Here is a 15,088-nt window from a genome sequence, read left to right on the forward strand (position 1 = left end):
TCCGATCAACCTTTCAGTTTCAACACCTTGCGGGCGTTCTCGTGGAGGAACTTGGGCCAGACGTCGGCGTTCAACGGCACGTTCGGCATGTCGCCGAAGATCCGGTCCAGCGTCAGTCCGGCCGGGAAGTACCCGGCATAGATGATCTTGTCGGCGCCGCGGGTGTTGGCGTAGTCGACGATCGCCTGCGGGTAGTGCTTGGGCGCGAACGCGGACGTCGAGTAGTAGAGGTTGGGCCACTTGAGCATCAGTTTGATCGCCAGGTCCTCCCACGGCTCGCAGCCGTGCCGCGTGACGAACACCAGGTCCGGGAAGTCGAACATCACGTCGTCGATCAGTTCGACGTGCTGCACCGCGGACTTGACCCGCGGTCCGGCGATCCCGGCACACGCGAAGATCGGGATGTCGAGTTCGACGCACTTGGCGTAGATCGGGTACATCTGCGGCGCGTTGAGCGCCACCTGCGGGAACGTACCCGCCGCAAACGAACTCACCGAGACGATGTCGAACTCCTCGTACTCGCGCGTCATCCGCGTCAGCGTGCCCATGATGTCGTTGGGGTCCACCGCGGAGCCCTGCGGAACGAACCGGTCCGGGAAGGACTTGATTGCGCGTTGCCCCGACTCCTTGGCCATGCTGACCATGCCGATCTCGATGCCGTGCTTGTCCATCGCCCGCAGCGTCGCCGAGATCGGATCGTCGGTGTCGAGGTCGTCCGGCACGCCCTTGAACATGTACTGGGCGGGCATGCTGAACTCGTCGCGGCTCTCCCGGTCCTTGGTCTGACGCGTGATGAATGCGTACTCGTCGTACCCGGCCTCGCGAAACCCGATGTGGGTGTCGATGATCGGGATTCCGTCGTAGGGTGTCATATGCTCTGCTCCTTCGGGATCGGCCTGCCATTCAGATCACGGACCGTGATGCTTTCACGATCGAGGATGTCCAGGCTCGCCTCGACGTTTCCGGTGTAGTGCGGTGCGGCGTCGCACAACCACGTCACCGCCTCGACCATTTCCTCGAGCGACTCGGGCACGAACCACTTGGAACCGACCATGTTCGACGCCACCGACAGCGCCCCCGCCGTCGCGACGGCCGAGCGTGGGCGCACCGCGTTGACACGGATCCCGGTCCCGTTCAGTTCGGCGGCCAGCCCCGCTGTCATCCGATCCTGGGCGGCCTTGCTCATGCCGTAGAGCGTCGTGCCGTGGATGTCGGCATCCAGGGTGGTCTCCCCCGCGGGGAGCGCTTCGACGGGCCGGATCCGCGCGGTGCCGCTGGTGATGTTGACGATCCACCCCGCGCCGCGCTCACGCATGCCGGGGATCACCCGCTGCGCGAGGTCCAGCGGCGCATGGACGTTCACCTCGAACGTCAGGTGCGCGCGCTTGGACGGGTAATCCCGCAGCGGCTGGAAGATCGCCGCCGCCGCGTTGTTGACGAGGATGTCGATCGGTCCGCCCAGCGCCGTCTCCGCCTCCGCCTCCGGGACGATCCGCGCACGGGAGTCCGCATCCTCGAGCGCGGCCGGCACGATCGCGACCGTGCCACCGGCCTGGCGGATCAGCTGCGCGGTCTCGGCCAGCGTGCCCTCGAACCCGCGATCGGGTTCGTCGACCGTGCGGGCCACGATCGCGACGGCCGCGCCCTCCGCCGCCAGCCGCTGCGCGATGCCCGCACCGATGCCGCGGCTGGCACCGGTGACGATCGCCCGCCGTCCCCCCAGTCGGCCCGTCATACGCCGAGCTCCGCCTCGAGCTGCTTGGCGAAGGACTCACGCAGCAGGACGTCGTTCGGCTCGTCCGGCAGCTCGGTGAGCGGCTGGGCGACCTCGGACGGCGTGGGGCCGTACTTCACCGCCAGCGGGGCCAGCGCGTCCAGGTCGAAGTCGTACAACTCGGCAGCGTTCGCCGCGAACAGCTTCCGCAGCTCGGTCTCGTCGACGTCGTGCATCACCTGACGGATGCACTCGCGCGTGAACGGGTACGTGCCCTCGTTGTGCGGGTAGTCGCTGCCCCACATGAACTTGCCCTCGCCGAGCGTGTCGCGCGACGCCATGTCCTGCGCCGACGGCATCGTCGCACCGACCCACACATTGCGCCGGAAGTACTCGCTCGGACGCAACGGAAGCTGCTCGTCCTCGCTGTAGAACAGCTCGCCGATCCGGCCGGTGCGCTTGACCCGCAGGTCCACCGTGTCGAGCTGACGCATCAGATCCGGCGCCCACGCACAACCCTGCTCGGACACCGCGAACTTGAGCTTCGGGAACCGCTCGAAGACACCCGAGAGGATCATCTGCACCAGCGGACGCATCGAGTAGAAGCCGACCTCGTTGATGTAGAGCAGTGACGACGTCTTGTAGCGGCCGTAGTCCGGCAGACCGGTGCCGGCATGGCTGTTCACCGGGACGCCGAGGTCCTCGCAGACCTTCCACAACCGGTCGTACTCGGGGTCGTACAGCGGCTTGACCCACTTGATGTCGGGCGCCAGGTTCGGCAGCAGGATGCCGCCGCGCAGTCCGTTCTCCTTGACCCACTCGACGTCCTTGATCGCCTCGTCGACGCCGTTGAGGAACACCTGCGCAACGCCGGCACGCTGGGCGGGAGCGTCGTTGCAGAAGTCCTTCAGCCAGCGGTTGTGGGCGCGCACGCCCGCGAGACGCTTGTCGAAGTCCTCGGCCCGCGGCGGGCCCGCCAGCACGGCGGCACTCGGGAAGAACGGGGGCACCGTGTTGGGGAACAGCACCTCACCGACCGTGCCGTCACCCTGCGTCTCGCGCAGTCGACGCTCGTTGTCCCAGTTACGGGTTCGGCCGTCGTCGACGAGGTCACGGTAGGGGTTCTTGTACTTTCCGCGCCACGCGTCGAACTCCTCGTGCCACGTCGATTCGAGGTACGAGCGGTAGGTGGCATGGTCGGCACCGGCATGACTGTCAGCCGAGATGAGGATGTAGGGCGTTTCATTCGTCACGATGGACACTCCTGATGAAACTACTCGATGTGAAACCGTGTTCTATACGATTGCCTTCGAGATTAGCGAGGTAGATGCAAATGTCAAGCGGAAGTCTCACGGTTATCTAGAACACAGTTCCACATCAGGGAATCTCCGGGATCGCGGGCCCCGGAGAACGCGACGAGCCCCCGACTCGGAAGTCGGGGGCTCGGGTACGAGCGGACTCTGCGCAGGCGGCAATGGCGCCTACATATGCGCTACGTCTGCGGCGCGACGAACTTGGCCGCGAACGCGTGGATGCTCGCCACCACGTGATCGAGTTCCTCGTCCGTCGTGCCGTGGCTCATCCCGAGGGACATACCGCGCTCGAACACCTCGTCCGCGAACGGCAGGCCGTCCTCGGGAATGCGGTACTCGACATTGCGCATCATCGGGTGGCGAGTGACATTGCCACTCCACACCGTTCGGGTGTCGATACCCGCACCCTCGAGCGACTCCTGCAGGTCCGAGCGCTCGAACCCGGCGTCCTCGCGGATCGTGACGGGGTAGCACAGCCACGCGGTATAGAAGCCCTGGAGCGGCTTGGGGAGACGGAACAGCGACGGGTAGGCGCCGAAGGCCGCGGTGAACGCGTCGAAGATCTCGTGGCGGCGCTTGTAGTTCACGTCGAGCTTGCTCAGCTGGACCAGGCCGAACGCGGAGCCCAGCTCGGACGGCTCGAAGTTCCAGGGCAGGACGTCGAAGATGAAGTCGTTGTCGTACGCGACGCCGTCGAGACTCTCGCGGAACACGCGTCCGGTCCGCGCCTGCTCAGACCCGAACAGGTGTGGCTCGGATCGGCGACCCCAGCGCCGCAGCATGAGGCCCTTGTCGCGCAGCTTCTCGTCGTCGAGGCACACCATGCCACCGTTGCCGGCACACGTGATGATGTGCGACATCGCGAAGCTGGTGACGGTGATGTCGGACCGCGAACCGGTCTTGGTGCCGTTGAGGGTCGTTCCGATGCAGTCGCACGAATCCTCGATGACCCTGAGGTCGTGACGGTCGGCGATCTCGCGGATGGCGTCCCAGTCGGGGGCATTGCCCGCCAGGTTCGGGACCAGGATCGCCTTGGTCTTGTCGGTGATCAACGCCTCGATCTTGGACGCATCGACGTTGTACGTGTCCGGCTCGACGTCGACGAACACCGGAATCCAGCCACCGCGGACGATCGGCGACACGTCGGTCGAGAAGGTGAGCGGCGAGGTGATCACCTCGGAGCCCTTGGGCAGATCGAGCAGTTCGAGCGCCAGGTACAGCGCGGACGAACCCGAGTTGCACATCAGGCCCAGCTTCTTGCCGTAGAGATCGGCGACCCTGCGCTCCATCTCGGCAACGTTCTTGCCGATCTTGAGGGCGAACGGGCCTCCCCGCAGAACCTCGAGACACGCATTGATCTCGCGCTCGTCGTGAACACTTCGGGCGTAGACAACCCTGGTCATGGGATCTCCTCGTTTGATTTCTCGGAAGGCGTCCGGCGGTGTCGGGTTTCGGCACCTCGCACCCCTCGTGTGGCGATCGCAGCGCGCGATGCCGCGGAAGACCCTGCGCACCTCCAGCATTCGCACAGGCCGAGGTGACGGCTCCGGCAGCGGACCCGGGCTCACGAAGACCACATTGATATCTGAATGGCGCTCATTGAACGTTCATTCAGGAAGAATATAGAACGGCTGCCCGAAGCAGTCAAGGAGGAACGCAATTGAGCCGCGGAGGCCCGGAGGCGCCGGTCACGGCACTCTCGGCACCCTCCTTTTGACCGGCGGCACCGGGCAGCACTATGGTTTGAATGATTGTTCAAATGAAAGGAACACGCGTGCCCGAAGCCCCCGACAGGAGGTCCGAGATACTCGACGCCGCCGCCGTCCTGTTCGCCGCGCGCGGGATCCCCGGAACCTCGATGCGCGAGATCGGTGACGAGGTCGGCATCAATGCGGGCGCGCTCTACCACTACTTCCGGTCGAAGGGCGCCATCGTCAACGAGCTGGTCACGGTGTTCCTCTCGGACCTCCTCGCGAACTATCGGGTGACCGGCCTCGAGCAGCTCGAGCCACGCGCACGGCTGAAGGCGATCGTCGACGTCTCCCTGGCGATGGGCGCGGCCCGCCCCGACGCGACGAAGGTCTATCACGCCGAGTTCCCCAACCTGCGCAAGCTGCGTGACTTCACCGCAGCCGCCGCGCTCGCCGACGAGATCCAGACGATCTGGCTCGACGCCATCGAAGCCGGCAAGGACGCGGACGTTCTCCGAAAGGACGTTCCCTCCAAGGTGTTCCACCGATTCCTCCGAGATTCGGTGTGGTTCACCGTCTACTGGCGCAAGCCCGACGACCCGTACACGCTCGGCGAGCTCTCCGACGACTGCATGTCCGTATTCCTCGACGGCATGGCTGCGCGCCCCGAGCGCTGAACGTTTTTCCCACTCCACCAATCGGCGTCATCATGGACGTGGTCACCGCCGAGCAGGCCAAGATCGCCGAGGACGCCGGCGCTGTCGCGGTCATGGCGCTCGAGCGTGTGCCCGCCGACATCCGCGCGCAGGGCGGCGTCTCGCGCATGTCGGACCCGGACATGATCGACGGCATCATCGAGGCCGTCTCCATCCCCGTGATGGCCAAGGCCCGCATCGGCCACTTCGTCGAGGCGCAGATCCTGCAGTCCCTCGGCGTGGACTACATCGACGAGTCCGAGGTCCTCACCCCGGCCGACTACGAGAACCACATCGACAAGTTCTCGTTCACCGTCCCGTTCGTGTGTGGCGCCACCAACCTCGGCGAGGCCCTGCGTCGCATCAACGAGGGCGCGGCGATGATCCGCTCCAAGGGCGAGGCCGGCACCGGCGACGTCTCCAACGCCACCACCCACATGCGCAAGATCCGCCAGGAGATCCGCCGCCTGACCTCGCTGCCCGAGGACGAACTGTACGTCGCGGCCAAGGAACTGCAGGCCCCCTACGACCTCGTCGTCGAGGTCGCCAAGGCCGGCAAGCTGCCCGTCACCCTGTTCACCGCCGGCGGCATCGCGACCCCCGCGGACGCGGCGATGATGATGCAGCTCGGCGCCGAGGGCGTGTTCGTCGGCTCCGGCATCTTCAAGTCCGGCAACCCCGCCGAGCGCGCCGCCGCGATCGTCAAGGCCACCACCTTCCACGACGACCCCGACGTGCTCGCCAAGGTCTCCCGCGGACTCGGCGAGGCCATGGTCGGCATCAACGTCGACGACATCCCGCAGCCGCACCGCCTCGCCGAGCGCGGCTGGTGATCCGGCACGTGGCCGGCTAGCCGGCCACGCCCGCCAATCGAAGCACGTACGTGGCCGAGACGGGCACCTGCGGAGGAAGTTCGACGGAAAGCCGGCCGTCGATCGTGGAGAAGTCCAGTGCGGCGGGGTCGCCGAGCAGTTCGACCCCGTCCACGTCACGAGTGTCGACTCCGCTCAGCGTGAAGCGTCGGGTTCCGGGTAGTTCCAGCAGGAACGCGAACACGTCGGAGCCCTTGCGGGTGTACCGCACCTGAGTGCCCTCGGACGTCGTTCCGGCAGCAGTCGTCCACGGCCGGCTGCCGATCACCGCGTCGCGGTTGACCGCCATCCACTCCCCCAGCCCACGCAGCGGAGCCTGCTGCACCTCGGGGATCGTGCCGTCGGGGTCGGGACCGATTCCGATCAGCAGGTTGCCGTTCTTGCTGACGATGTCGACGAACGAGCGGATCAACTCGGTGGCCGTGACGATGTCGTCCGGTCGTTCGTTTCGATTGGCGGCGAACGAATGTCCCACGCCGCGAGTCGATTCCCACTTCTCGGTGACGACGGTGTCGAACGTGGCGTATTCCGGGCTGCGGAAGTCGTAGTGCGGCGACGCCGGGAACGCGAGTTCCTTCTTGTCGTCCGGCAGCAGGCGCCACGCCCGCTGCACCAGTTCGCCGATACCGCGCAGCACCGACTCGGACATCCTGTCCCGCTTGACGTCCTGCTCGGCCCATCTGTCGTTGACCACGCCCTCGTCGACGGTGTTGTAGTAGTACGCGAACAGTTCGGCCAGATTGCCGCCGGGCGGCCAGCAGATGTCGTTCCACAGCACCGACGGGCCGTAACGGTCGATCAGTTCGCGCACGTGCGCCGTGGCGTACTCGCGGTAGTCGTCGCCGGGCGGGACCGCCAGTGCGAGGTCGGCCGGGCTGTCCATCAGCGCGTCGTTGTGGGGCCAGTCGTATCCGCCCGAGTAGTAGAGTCCCATCCGCATGCCCTGTGCCCGAACAGCATCGGCCAGATCGCCGACCAGGTCTCGCTTTGCGTGATAGGCACCCTTGCGCGGGTGTTCCGACTCGGACGGCCACAGCGTGAACCCGTCGTGGTGCTTGGTGGTGAGAACGACGTAGCCCGCTCCGGTCTGCGCACACAGCGCTGCGAGCACGTCCAGATCCGCCGACGACGACTCCCGGTCGAATTCCTCGATAAACCCGTCGTACGGATAGTCCGCGCCGTAGGTGTCGCGGTGGTGGCGCTGCGTCGGGCTGCCGTCGATCCCCATCGAGTTCAGATACCACTCCGCGTACGGATTGTTGCGGAGCATGCCCCGCGGTCCGTGCTCGCGGAGCAACTGCTGAATGTCGTCGACCTGCGGCGCCCATGCCGGCACGGAGTACAGGCCCCAGTGCACGAAGATTCCGAGCTTGGCGTCGTCGTACCAGTCCGGAAGCGCTCTACCCGACACCGATTCCCAGGTGGGCTCGAACATCGTCATCTCTCCTCGAATCGCAACGCCATGCGCACAGCTTGGCACGCGCCCGGCAGCGAAACCGGCAGCGCCGCACCCGTTGTCCGGCACCTCGGTCCGGGGACGCGGTCGAGAGCTACCCGGCGATGTCGAGGAGGCGCGCGACCTCGTCGATCGCCGACCCCAGATCCGCGGCTCGCACCTCGTCGGCGAGTCTTACCGAACCGAGGGGCTCGAGCATGTGGGGCAGGCGGGAGCGCAGGCGTTCGAGAGTCCACTCCCGGGGATCCCCCTCGGCGAACTGGTCGAAGCGCACAACGACGTTGACCTGCTCGGACTGATGGATGTAGTGGTAGTGCGGTTCGTTGTCGAAGCAGTCGAAGCGCAAGCGCTCCAGTCGATCTACCGTGTCGAGCACGTGGACACACGCGCCGCCGCTGTCGTACGTGGCATCAGGGACGGCCCCGATCGCGCGCGTTCGAGTTGATGGCTCGTCGGTGAGACGTCGCGACTCGACGACGAAGGTGAGCGGGCCTGCCGGCACGTAGACGCAGTGCTCGGGATCCATCGGGATCGGCATGACGTCGAAGCTGCGGCCGAGGCGGTACGCCTCGATTCCACTGGGATTCATCTCGACTCCATTTCGCAGACGCAGTGGGCTGGATCCCGATGCGGGGGACCTCCCCTGGACCTTTTCTTGCGAATGTTTTGAAACATTGGATACATGGGCGTCTGCGAGTCAGTCAATGCCCTCCGACAGGAGGTTTCATGGCGCGATCGCACCGCACGTGCGGCTCACGCCCAGGGCGGTGTGCTTCCGACCGGTCTCCGGGATGCTGCTCGACGTACGAGTCCTCGCACCGGGGCTGTCGCGCGAGCAGCTCCACGAGTGCTATCGCACGCAGCTCGAGGATGTCGTCCCCGCACTCGTCGACGTCCCCGGCGTCACCTCGGCGTGGTTCGCTGGTGAGCGCGCCCGACCTGGCGCCCCCGGTCTGGCCGAGCCGGGAAGGCGCGGCCGAAGACGAGGCCGCGATCCTCGTCACGCTCGTGGCCGTGGAGGACAACCCGTCGACGGTTCTGTCCCGACTACGCGATTCGGGGGCGCCATGGTCCGAAACCGGCACCGAGAGCGGCGGCGCGCTCTTCCGGGGCGCGCTCGAGGCGATCACCCCGTGGCAATAGGACTGGTTCGACGGCGAGGTAACGGCCTGATGCCGGAGGTCACGACTCACCCCGGGCGGTGAGCGCGGCGATGTCCCCGCCCAACGCGCTCCGATACGTGCCCATCAGTTCCTCGACGCCACCGAACTGATCGCCGACCTGGTGCGTGTTGTCCGCCGACAGCTCGCGGTTGCCGGAACGGGCGATCAGATCGTCGATCCGGGTATCGAGGCTCGTGGCCCAGCGCATCGACGCCATTGCTCGCAGCTGGGTCTCGGCCTGCGACAGCAGGTCCCCGATCCGGGCCAGTGCGGCGACCCGATCGACCAGCTGGTCCCACACCGGCACCAACGCGTCGTGGCGCGACTGCACTTGGTCGCGAGCAGCCGGCGTGGAGGTGAGCGCGTTGTCGAGTTCACCGAGGATGCCTTGCAGCGCAACGGTGTCGACCGCGATCTGCGTGAGCTCCTCCGCGAGATCCAGCTGCGCGCGCTGCACCACGAAGTGCTCCGAATGCCATGCGGGAGAACCCTCGATCCGGTCGTAGAGCGAGCCGGCGAGGAACAGCAGGGTATCGTAGCGGTCGGCGAACCGATCGTCGTCGGGTTCCACGGCACGTTCGAGCGCGTCGACCGCCCGGCGACCCACGTCCTCGGCCCGGGTGTGCTCGGACAGCCGGGCCACACGCTGCGCCGTCGACTCGAGCACCGCGTTGCGGAACTCGTGCAGATGCCGCCGCCCGACCGGCAACGGAGCGGGGGTGTGCTGCAACGCCGCGAACAGCGCGTCGCGCTGTCCGGGGTCCAGATGCACGCCGTCACGGCGCTCGCGGCGAATAGCCCGGACGCCACCGCCGTAGTGCATGTTCGACATCGTCACCGCCAAACACAGCCTGTCTATATGTTTCGCCAGCTCCGCGGCGCGATAGCGGTGCGCCAGCTGGACCGGGCCGGGCCGCAACGACGCCGCCCGGGTGGCAAGCCGGGCGTGCTCGTCGGTGAGCAGGCGAAGACCACCGAAACCGCCGATCGACGGAATCGTCCGGCCCGCACGACGACGGGCGGTCAGGGCTTGCCGCGTCGGCCCGTCCACTCGGCCCGCCGCGATCAACAGCGCGGCGACGTCGGACAGCGGCGGGTGCCGGCCGTCGAGCCGGGCACGCTCACACCAGCGGCGGACCTGGTCGTTGATACGGGCGCGCCGTTCGGTCACGGCGGCGGACGGGTCGGGTGCAGGCATCGCGCCTCCTCGAAGGGCTCCTGCCCACCACTGTCCCAGAAATCCGGAAACTGCGTGGCGACGACGACGCCGTCAGCCTGCGATTCGGCCTCGCGGCTCGAGGCGGCCGTGCGATTCGGCCCGGATGCGGAGCAGCAGCAGCCCCGACACCGACGCGACGATCAGCGCCGCGACCGTGGCGTGCACGTGCAGTTCGGCCACCCCGACACCGGCCACGACCAGACCTACCAGGAACAGACTCAGCAGAACGAACTTGATTGCGGTGGACTCCATGACGACTCCCTCACGTCCCAGGCGCGTGATTTCGACTCGGGTGTGCGGACAACGACGGCTACGCGGTAGTTCACGTCCGCCGCGAACGCTAGACCCGACGGTCGCCCCCACCGGGACGACACGTCGGGTCCGCGCAGTCGATACCGATCCGATACGAGTCCGCTGCAGATCGGTGTCAGTCGATGACGGCGTCGGAGAACACCGGCGGGTTACCGAGGAACTGGCGATGCGACGGCGGCTGCTTCCCCTCGAGGTCCTTGACCCCGAGTTCCTCCGCGACCTCGGCGCCGACGAGCACCTGGCCGCTGCGCTTCATCAGCTGGGGGTCACGGGCCAACGCGTCGATGACGCGTCCGGGGAACTCCGCCGACTCCGCGGTCGCCGCCAGACCGTCGTACGCGCCCGGGTTCGCATCGAACCCGGCCTTGGTGCGCTCGGTCAGGAGCAGACCCATCCAGAGCGAGACGACCGCGACGTTGAACGGCCGGAAGTCGACAGCCATGTCGTGGGCCATCTTGTCGACCGCGGCCTTGCCGGCGCCGTACGCGGGGCCGTGCATGTAGCAGGTACCGCCGAACGACGAGGTGTTGACGACGAGGCCCTCACCGTTGGCGGCGAGCAGCGGTGCGGCGTAGTAGCTCGACACGTAGCTGGACCGCATGCCGACGTCGAGCACGTCGAGCAGCGACAGCGACTTCTCCCAGAACGGGCCCTTCTTGGTCAGCTCGTCCGGCACGTTGAGCGCGTTGTTGACCAGGATGTCGAGGCGTCCGTGCTCCTCGCGGAGCTGCGCGAAGAACGCCTCCACCTGGGCGTCGTCGCTGTGGTCGAGGACGACGGGAACTCCCTCACCGCCGCGGCGGGTGATCTCCTCGGCGGTGGCGAACACGGTGCCCGGCAGGGGTGCGTCGCCCTCGGTCTGCGTCCGTCCGGTGACGTACACCTTCGCGCCGGTCGCCCCGAGCGCGAGCGCGATTCCCTTGCCGGCACCGCGGCTGGCTCCGGTCACCACCACGATCCGATCCGAACTCAGACCCACCATGCACTCCATCCGTCGTCGGGCGACCACACATCGAATGTGGCCCACGTCTCATTCAGCACACCGTATGCGCTGGCGTATCCGCATGTCATTTCCCGCTGGACGGGAGAACCACGACGCGCCGGAAACTGCTTGAATCGAGGGATGACGCAGGACATCCCGACCCGGCCCCTCGAGGGCGTGCGCGTGCTCGAGCTGGGCAACTACATCGCGGCCCCCACCGCCGGTCGGCTGCTCGCCGATTTCGGCGCCGAGGTGATCAAGGTCGAGAGGCCCCGCACCGGCGACGAACTGCGCAACTGGCGTCTGTATTCGGGCACCACGTCGATGCTCTACCGCACGATCAACCGCAACAAGAAGTCGATCGTGCTGGACCTGCGGACCGAGGAAGGCCGGCAGCTGGTGCTCGACCTCGCCGCGCAGTGCGACATCCTGCTCGAGAATTTCCGGCCCGGCACGCTCGAGAAGTGGGGCATCGGCCCCGAGCAGTTGGACGCGGTCAATCCCGATCTGGTGATCACCCGGATCTCCGCGTTCGGTCAGACCGGCCCGCTCGCCGAACGGCCCGGCTTCGCCGCGGTCGCCGAGGCGCTCGGCGGATTCCGGGAACTCGTCGGCGACCCTGACCGTCCGCCGGTCCGGGTGGGTGTGTCGATCGGCGACTCCATCGCCGGCCTGTACGCCGCCTTCGGCTCGGTGATGGCGCTGTTCCAACGCCAGTCCCGCACGGGCGAATCGCTCGCGCTGTCGCAGCGGATCATCGACGTCGCGCTCAACGAGTCGATCATGTCGATGATGGAGTCACTGATCCCCGACTACCTCGCGTACGGCGTCAAACGCGAACGCGTCGGCGGCCGCATGGAAGGCATCGCGCCTTCCAACGCGTACCCGTGCAACGACGGCACCAGCATCATCATCTCCGGCAACGGCGACGCGATCTTCCAGCGCTACATGGAGACGATCGACCGACCGGACCTCGCCGCCGACGAGGAACTGCAGACCAACGCCGGACGCTGGGCGCGCCGCGACGAACTCGACGCCGCGATCGGCGAGTGGACGTCCCGCCACACCCGCGACGACGCGCTGCGCATCCTCGACGCGGCGAACGTCCCGTCCGGGCCGATCTACACCGCCGCCGACATCGTCGACGACGATCAGTACAACGCGCGCAACATGATTCAGACCTTCGACGTGGATACCGGCGCCGATTCACCGCAGCCGGTCGGGTTCCCCGGCATTGTGCCGGTGATCGGCGACAGGTCGCTCCCGATCGATCACGTCGGCCCCGACCTCGGCGAGCACACCCGCGAGGTACTGGCGAGCGTGCTCGGCAGATCCGACGCCGAGATCGAGCGGATCATCGCCGAGACGGAGGACTGATGAGCTACTCGTTTGCACCGCAATCGATCCTGCGCGACGTGACGCTGCGCGACGGACTGCAACTCACCGGCAAGGTGCTGCCCACCGACCGCAAGCTGGAGATCGCGCGCGGGCTCCTCGCACTGGGCGTACCCGAACTCGAGATCGGGTCGATGGCGCGGCCGGACCTGGTGCCGCCCATGGCGAACACCCTCGAGGTGATCGGGGAACTGACGCCCGAGGAACTCGACCGCTGCTGGGTGTGGGTGGCCACCCCACGCCACGTCGAGAAGGCCGCGGCTGCCGGCGCCCGCAACTTCCAGTACTGCTTCTCCGCATCCGAATCCCACAACCGCGCCAATATCGGCCGCTCCACCGACGACAGCCTGGCCGCGATGCCTGCGGCGATCGAGTTGACCCGCGCCGTCGGTGGGCGCATCCAGCTGTGTATCGCAACGTCGTTCACGTGCCCGTTCGAGGGCGACGTCCCGGCCGATCGGGTGCTGTCGATCGCGAACGATCCCCGCGCGGACGGCGCGGACGACATCGTCCTCGCCGACACGCTCGGCCAGGCGGTGCCCGCGCAGGTGGCGGCGTTGATCGGCCGGGTCGCGACCGAAAGCCCCGAGCGGCGCATCGTCTTCCACGGCCACGACACCTGGGGGCTCGGTGTCGCGAACACACTCGCCGCGATCGCCACCGGGGCATCGGTCGTGGACGGCTCGCTCGGCGGACTCGGCGGCTGTCCGTTCGCCCCCGGCGCCAGCGGCAACACCTCCAGCGAGGACATCGCGTTCGCAACCCGCCCCGGGTGGCTGACACCGGCCGCACTGACCGGCCTCGTCGACATCGCGACTCCGATGCTCGCCGAACTCGGCGAGCCCAACCGCTCCCGCACCGCAGAGGGAACACGCTCCGCGGCACACGCTTTCGAGTGGGTGCGCCCGGGCGGGTGATCACGAGAGGAAGAGCCCATGTCCTTCACTGACGACGAGGTCGAGTTCCTGCGGTCACAACCGCTCGCTCGACTGGCGACCACGTCCGACGACGGCCAACCCGATGTCGTCCCACTCGCCTTCGAGTTCGACGGCACCCACTTCTGGATCGGTGGGACCGGCGAGCCCGTGCTTCACACCAGAAAGTTCCGAAACATACTCGGCGGCCACGACAAGGTGGCACTCGTCGTCGACGAACTGATGTCGCTCGACCCCCTCACCGCCAAGTGCATCCGGGTCTACGGGATCGCGGACCCGCCGATCGAACGCGTCGGGATCGTCGGCGCCGGACTGTACTCACGGATCATCCCGACAGTGTCGTGGAGTTGGAACATGGCGGGCGAACCGGCAGGCGACGTGTGGTACGAGCCGCGACGAGCGGTGCACACCACCGCCACGGATTCGGACGACTGACGCGGGGCCGAGGAATCGGAATCTTCCAAGTCCCCTAGAGCGATATGAATCCGCGTCAGCCGAGAAGGAGGTTGCTGGGTCAGCTTCGCTGATTGCTCGACAATTCAGGGGCGGACATACTGCTCGAATGACCATCACACGGTGTGTCGATCTATCGGCTGCGCTCTGGCTCGAACAGCGAGACGAGGACTGGCGGCGACTGGCCGCTCGCGGGCCCCGCTGCTTCGACAAGTACGCACGTCTGAGGTTCATCCCGGACCCGGGCCATCCGGGACAAAGCGCCAACCATGTCCACGCCGCTCCGGACGCGCTATCCGACAACGAACAACTCAGTGTCGTCCTGACCCAGTTGGCCCGATGCACCGGCACGCCTGATGATTGCTACTTCTGCATTTGGGATGGATGGCCAAGCTTCCACATCGACGATCCGATGCCGAAGGTCTCGATCCCGAACCGCGACTACTTTCTGTTCCACGGAGCACTTGCCGACTTCGCCGAATGGGAGGTCCAGATCAAGACGCTTCTGCACGACATCGAAGCCCCAACCCCAGCGTTCGTGTGGCCGGCCGATCATGCGTGGTGTGTGACGTGCGACGTCGATCCCCATTTCGCGTCGATTGGTGCTGGGTCCGACGCGATCGCTCAGCTCGTGATCAACCCTCACGTCGACGTTGTAGTCGACGATCCCGACAAAGACCACGGTATTACTGCTGAGAGGAGACGTTTTCGCTCCAGCTCGTCGTCGGCCGGCCGATCCGGCCGGGCGCCCCGCCTGGGCAGTACAACTAGAAGACCATTGACTCGAACATCAGTGGCGCTCCTCGGGTTTGCGTGGGCGCCTTTCCCCTGTTCAGGGCGGGTTGTGTTGTTGGACGCATTGATCGGCGTTTCGCCGGTGAGATAGAA

At 66.8% G+C, this 15,088-nt stretch carries 16 protein-coding genes; 7 read left to right on the top strand and 9 right to left on the bottom strand.

The features are described from left to right. Nucleotides 1-5: 5 nt before the first annotated feature. The 4 genes from J2X34_RS15255 to J2X34_RS15270 all read right to left on the bottom strand — a co-directional run bounded on the left by J2X34_RS15255 (nt 6) and on the right by J2X34_RS15270 (nt 4,430). Nucleotides 6-872, bottom strand: a complete 867-nt coding sequence (locus J2X34_RS15255; RefSeq protein ID WP_429518147.1) for an amidohydrolase family protein — start codon at nt 870-872, stop codon at nt 6-8. Continuing rightward, nucleotides 869-1,735 carry an SDR family NAD(P)-dependent oxidoreductase gene (locus J2X34_RS15260; protein ID WP_114724272.1) on the bottom strand — a complete coding sequence of 289 codons (867 nt, stop codon included), beginning with the start codon at nt 1,733-1,735 and terminating at the stop codon, nt 869-871. The genes J2X34_RS15255 and J2X34_RS15260 overlap by 4 nt, the downstream gene beginning before the upstream one ends. Further along, nucleotides 1,732-2,967, bottom strand: coding sequence for an amidohydrolase family protein (locus tag J2X34_RS15265; protein ID WP_429518149.1), 1,236 nt, complete (start codon nt 2,965-2,967; stop codon nt 1,732-1,734). Before J2X34_RS15265 ends, J2X34_RS15260 begins: the two co-directional genes overlap by 4 nt. A 239-nt stretch (nt 2,968-3,206) precedes the next feature. Beyond that, complete coding sequence (locus tag J2X34_RS15270) at nt 3,207-4,430, bottom strand: DegT/DnrJ/EryC1/StrS family aminotransferase (RefSeq protein ID WP_429518151.1); 1,224 nt, start codon at nt 4,428-4,430, stop codon at nt 3,207-3,209. A gap of 371 nt (nt 4,431-4,801) precedes the next feature. On the opposite strand from J2X34_RS15270, the gene J2X34_RS15275 reads away from it, so the two are divergent. Continuing rightward, on the top strand, nt 4,802-5,395 hold the full coding sequence (locus tag J2X34_RS15275) for a TetR/AcrR family transcriptional regulator (protein ID WP_429518153.1): 594 nt from the start codon (nt 4,802-4,804) through the stop codon (nt 5,393-5,395). Next, nucleotides 5,359-6,246 carry a pyridoxal 5'-phosphate synthase lyase subunit PdxS gene (gene pdxS, locus J2X34_RS15280; protein WP_429518190.1) on the top strand — a complete coding sequence of 296 codons (888 nt, stop codon included), beginning with the start codon at nt 5,359-5,361 and terminating at the stop codon, nt 6,244-6,246. Before J2X34_RS15275 ends, pdxS begins: the two co-directional genes overlap by 37 nt. A gap of 16 nt (nt 6,247-6,262) precedes the next feature. Here pdxS and J2X34_RS15285 read toward each other — a convergent pair whose 3' ends face one another. Together J2X34_RS15285 and J2X34_RS15290 are read right to left on the bottom strand one after the other, a co-directional pair. Continuing rightward, nucleotides 6,263-7,720, bottom strand: a complete 1,458-nt coding sequence (locus tag J2X34_RS15285) for an alpha-L-fucosidase (RefSeq protein WP_429518155.1) — start codon at nt 7,718-7,720, stop codon at nt 6,263-6,265. Between the two features lie 115 nt (nt 7,721-7,835). Then, complete coding sequence (locus tag J2X34_RS15290) at nt 7,836-8,330, bottom strand: DUF7700 domain-containing protein (protein ID WP_429518157.1); 495 nt, start codon at nt 8,328-8,330, stop codon at nt 7,836-7,838. 335 nt (nt 8,331-8,665) lie between these two features. On the opposite strand from J2X34_RS15290, the gene J2X34_RS15295 reads away from it, so the two are divergent. Continuing rightward, complete coding sequence (locus tag J2X34_RS15295; protein WP_429518159.1) at nt 8,666-8,884, top strand: hypothetical protein; 219 nt, start codon at nt 8,666-8,668, stop codon at nt 8,882-8,884. A gap of 39 nt (nt 8,885-8,923) precedes the next feature. Here the strand turns inward: J2X34_RS15295 and J2X34_RS15300 are convergent, their stop codons facing one another. The 3 genes from J2X34_RS15300 to J2X34_RS15310 all read right to left on the bottom strand — a co-directional run bounded on the left by J2X34_RS15300 (nt 8,924) and on the right by J2X34_RS15310 (nt 11,426). Further along, nucleotides 8,924-10,102: a hypothetical protein gene (locus J2X34_RS15300; RefSeq protein ID WP_429518161.1), complete on the bottom strand. Its 1,179-nt coding sequence runs from the start codon at nt 10,100-10,102 to the stop codon at nt 8,924-8,926. A gap of 72 nt (nt 10,103-10,174) precedes the next feature. Beyond that, the gene (locus J2X34_RS15305; protein ID WP_114718518.1) at nt 10,175-10,375 is read right to left on the bottom strand and encodes a hypothetical protein; all 201 of its coding nucleotides are present in this window, start codon (nt 10,373-10,375) and stop codon (nt 10,175-10,177) included. A gap of 175 nt (nt 10,376-10,550) precedes the next feature. After that, entirely contained in the window at nt 10,551-11,426 is an 876-nt protein-coding gene (locus tag J2X34_RS15310) for an SDR family NAD(P)-dependent oxidoreductase (protein ID WP_114718517.1), read from the bottom strand. Nucleotides 11,427-11,558: 132 nt separating this feature from the next. Here J2X34_RS15310 and J2X34_RS15315 point away from each other — a divergent pair, with 132 nt between their 5' ends. From J2X34_RS15315 to J2X34_RS15330, 4 genes are all read left to right on the top strand, one after another. Next, the gene (locus J2X34_RS15315) at nt 11,559-12,794 is read left to right on the top strand and encodes a CaiB/BaiF CoA transferase family protein (protein WP_429518163.1); all 1,236 of its coding nucleotides are present in this window, start codon (nt 11,559-11,561) and stop codon (nt 12,792-12,794) included. Continuing rightward, entirely contained in the window at nt 12,794-13,729 is a 936-nt protein-coding gene (locus J2X34_RS15320; RefSeq protein WP_174909226.1) for a hydroxymethylglutaryl-CoA lyase, read from the top strand. Before J2X34_RS15315 ends, J2X34_RS15320 begins: the two co-directional genes overlap by 1 nt. An 18-nt stretch (nt 13,730-13,747) precedes the next feature. Next, nucleotides 13,748-14,182, top strand: a complete 435-nt coding sequence (locus J2X34_RS15325; protein ID WP_429518165.1) for a PPOX class F420-dependent oxidoreductase — start codon at nt 13,748-13,750, stop codon at nt 14,180-14,182. Nucleotides 14,183-14,309: 127 nt separating this feature from the next. Beyond that, nucleotides 14,310-15,086 (top strand): hypothetical protein, encoded by a 777-nt coding sequence (locus J2X34_RS15330; RefSeq protein ID WP_429518167.1) that lies wholly within the window; start codon nt 14,310-14,312, stop codon nt 15,084-15,086. The last annotated feature ends 2 nt before the right edge of the window (nt 15,087-15,088 follow it).

It is taken from the genome of Rhodococcus sp. BE178 (genome assembly GCF_050433545.1).
Lineage (GTDB): Bacteria > Actinomycetota > Actinomycetes > Mycobacteriales > Mycobacteriaceae > Prescottella.

Bases quoted from the DNA above. Each gene is read 5' to 3' on its own strand.
- J2X34_RS15290 (WP_429518157.1), bottom strand. From the start codon at position 8,330: ATGAATCCCAGTGGAATCGAGGCGTACCGCCTCGGCCGCAGCTTCGAC.
- J2X34_RS15330 (WP_429518167.1), top strand. From the start codon at position 14,310: ATGACCATCACACGGTGTGTCGATCTATCGGCTGCGCTCTGGCTCGAA.
- J2X34_RS15320 (WP_174909226.1), top strand. From the start codon at position 12,794: ATGAGCTACTCGTTTGCACCGCAATCGATCCTGCGCGACGTGACGCTG.
- J2X34_RS15255 (WP_429518147.1), bottom strand. From the start codon at position 872: ATGACACCCTACGACGGAATCCCGATCATCGACACCCACATCGGGTTT.
- J2X34_RS15325 (WP_429518165.1), top strand. From the start codon at position 13,748: ATGTCCTTCACTGACGACGAGGTCGAGTTCCTGCGGTCACAACCGCTC.
- J2X34_RS15300 (WP_429518161.1), bottom strand. From the start codon at position 10,102: ATGCCTGCACCCGACCCGTCCGCCGCCGTGACCGAACGGCGCGCCCGT.
- J2X34_RS15310 (WP_114718517.1), bottom strand. From the start codon at position 11,426: ATGGAGTGCATGGTGGGTCTGAGTTCGGATCGGATCGTGGTGGTGACC.
- J2X34_RS15270 (WP_429518151.1), bottom strand. From the start codon at position 4,430: ATGACCAGGGTTGTCTACGCCCGAAGTGTTCACGACGAGCGCGAGATC.
- J2X34_RS15315 (WP_429518163.1), top strand. From the start codon at position 11,559: ATGACGCAGGACATCCCGACCCGGCCCCTCGAGGGCGTGCGCGTGCTC.
- J2X34_RS15260 (WP_114724272.1), bottom strand. From the start codon at position 1,735: ATGACGGGCCGACTGGGGGGACGGCGGGCGATCGTCACCGGTGCCAGC.
- J2X34_RS15305 (WP_114718518.1), bottom strand. From the start codon at position 10,375: ATGGAGTCCACCGCAATCAAGTTCGTTCTGCTGAGTCTGTTCCTGGTA.
- J2X34_RS15285 (WP_429518155.1), bottom strand. From the start codon at position 7,720: ATGTTCGAGCCCACCTGGGAATCGGTGTCGGGTAGAGCGCTTCCGGAC.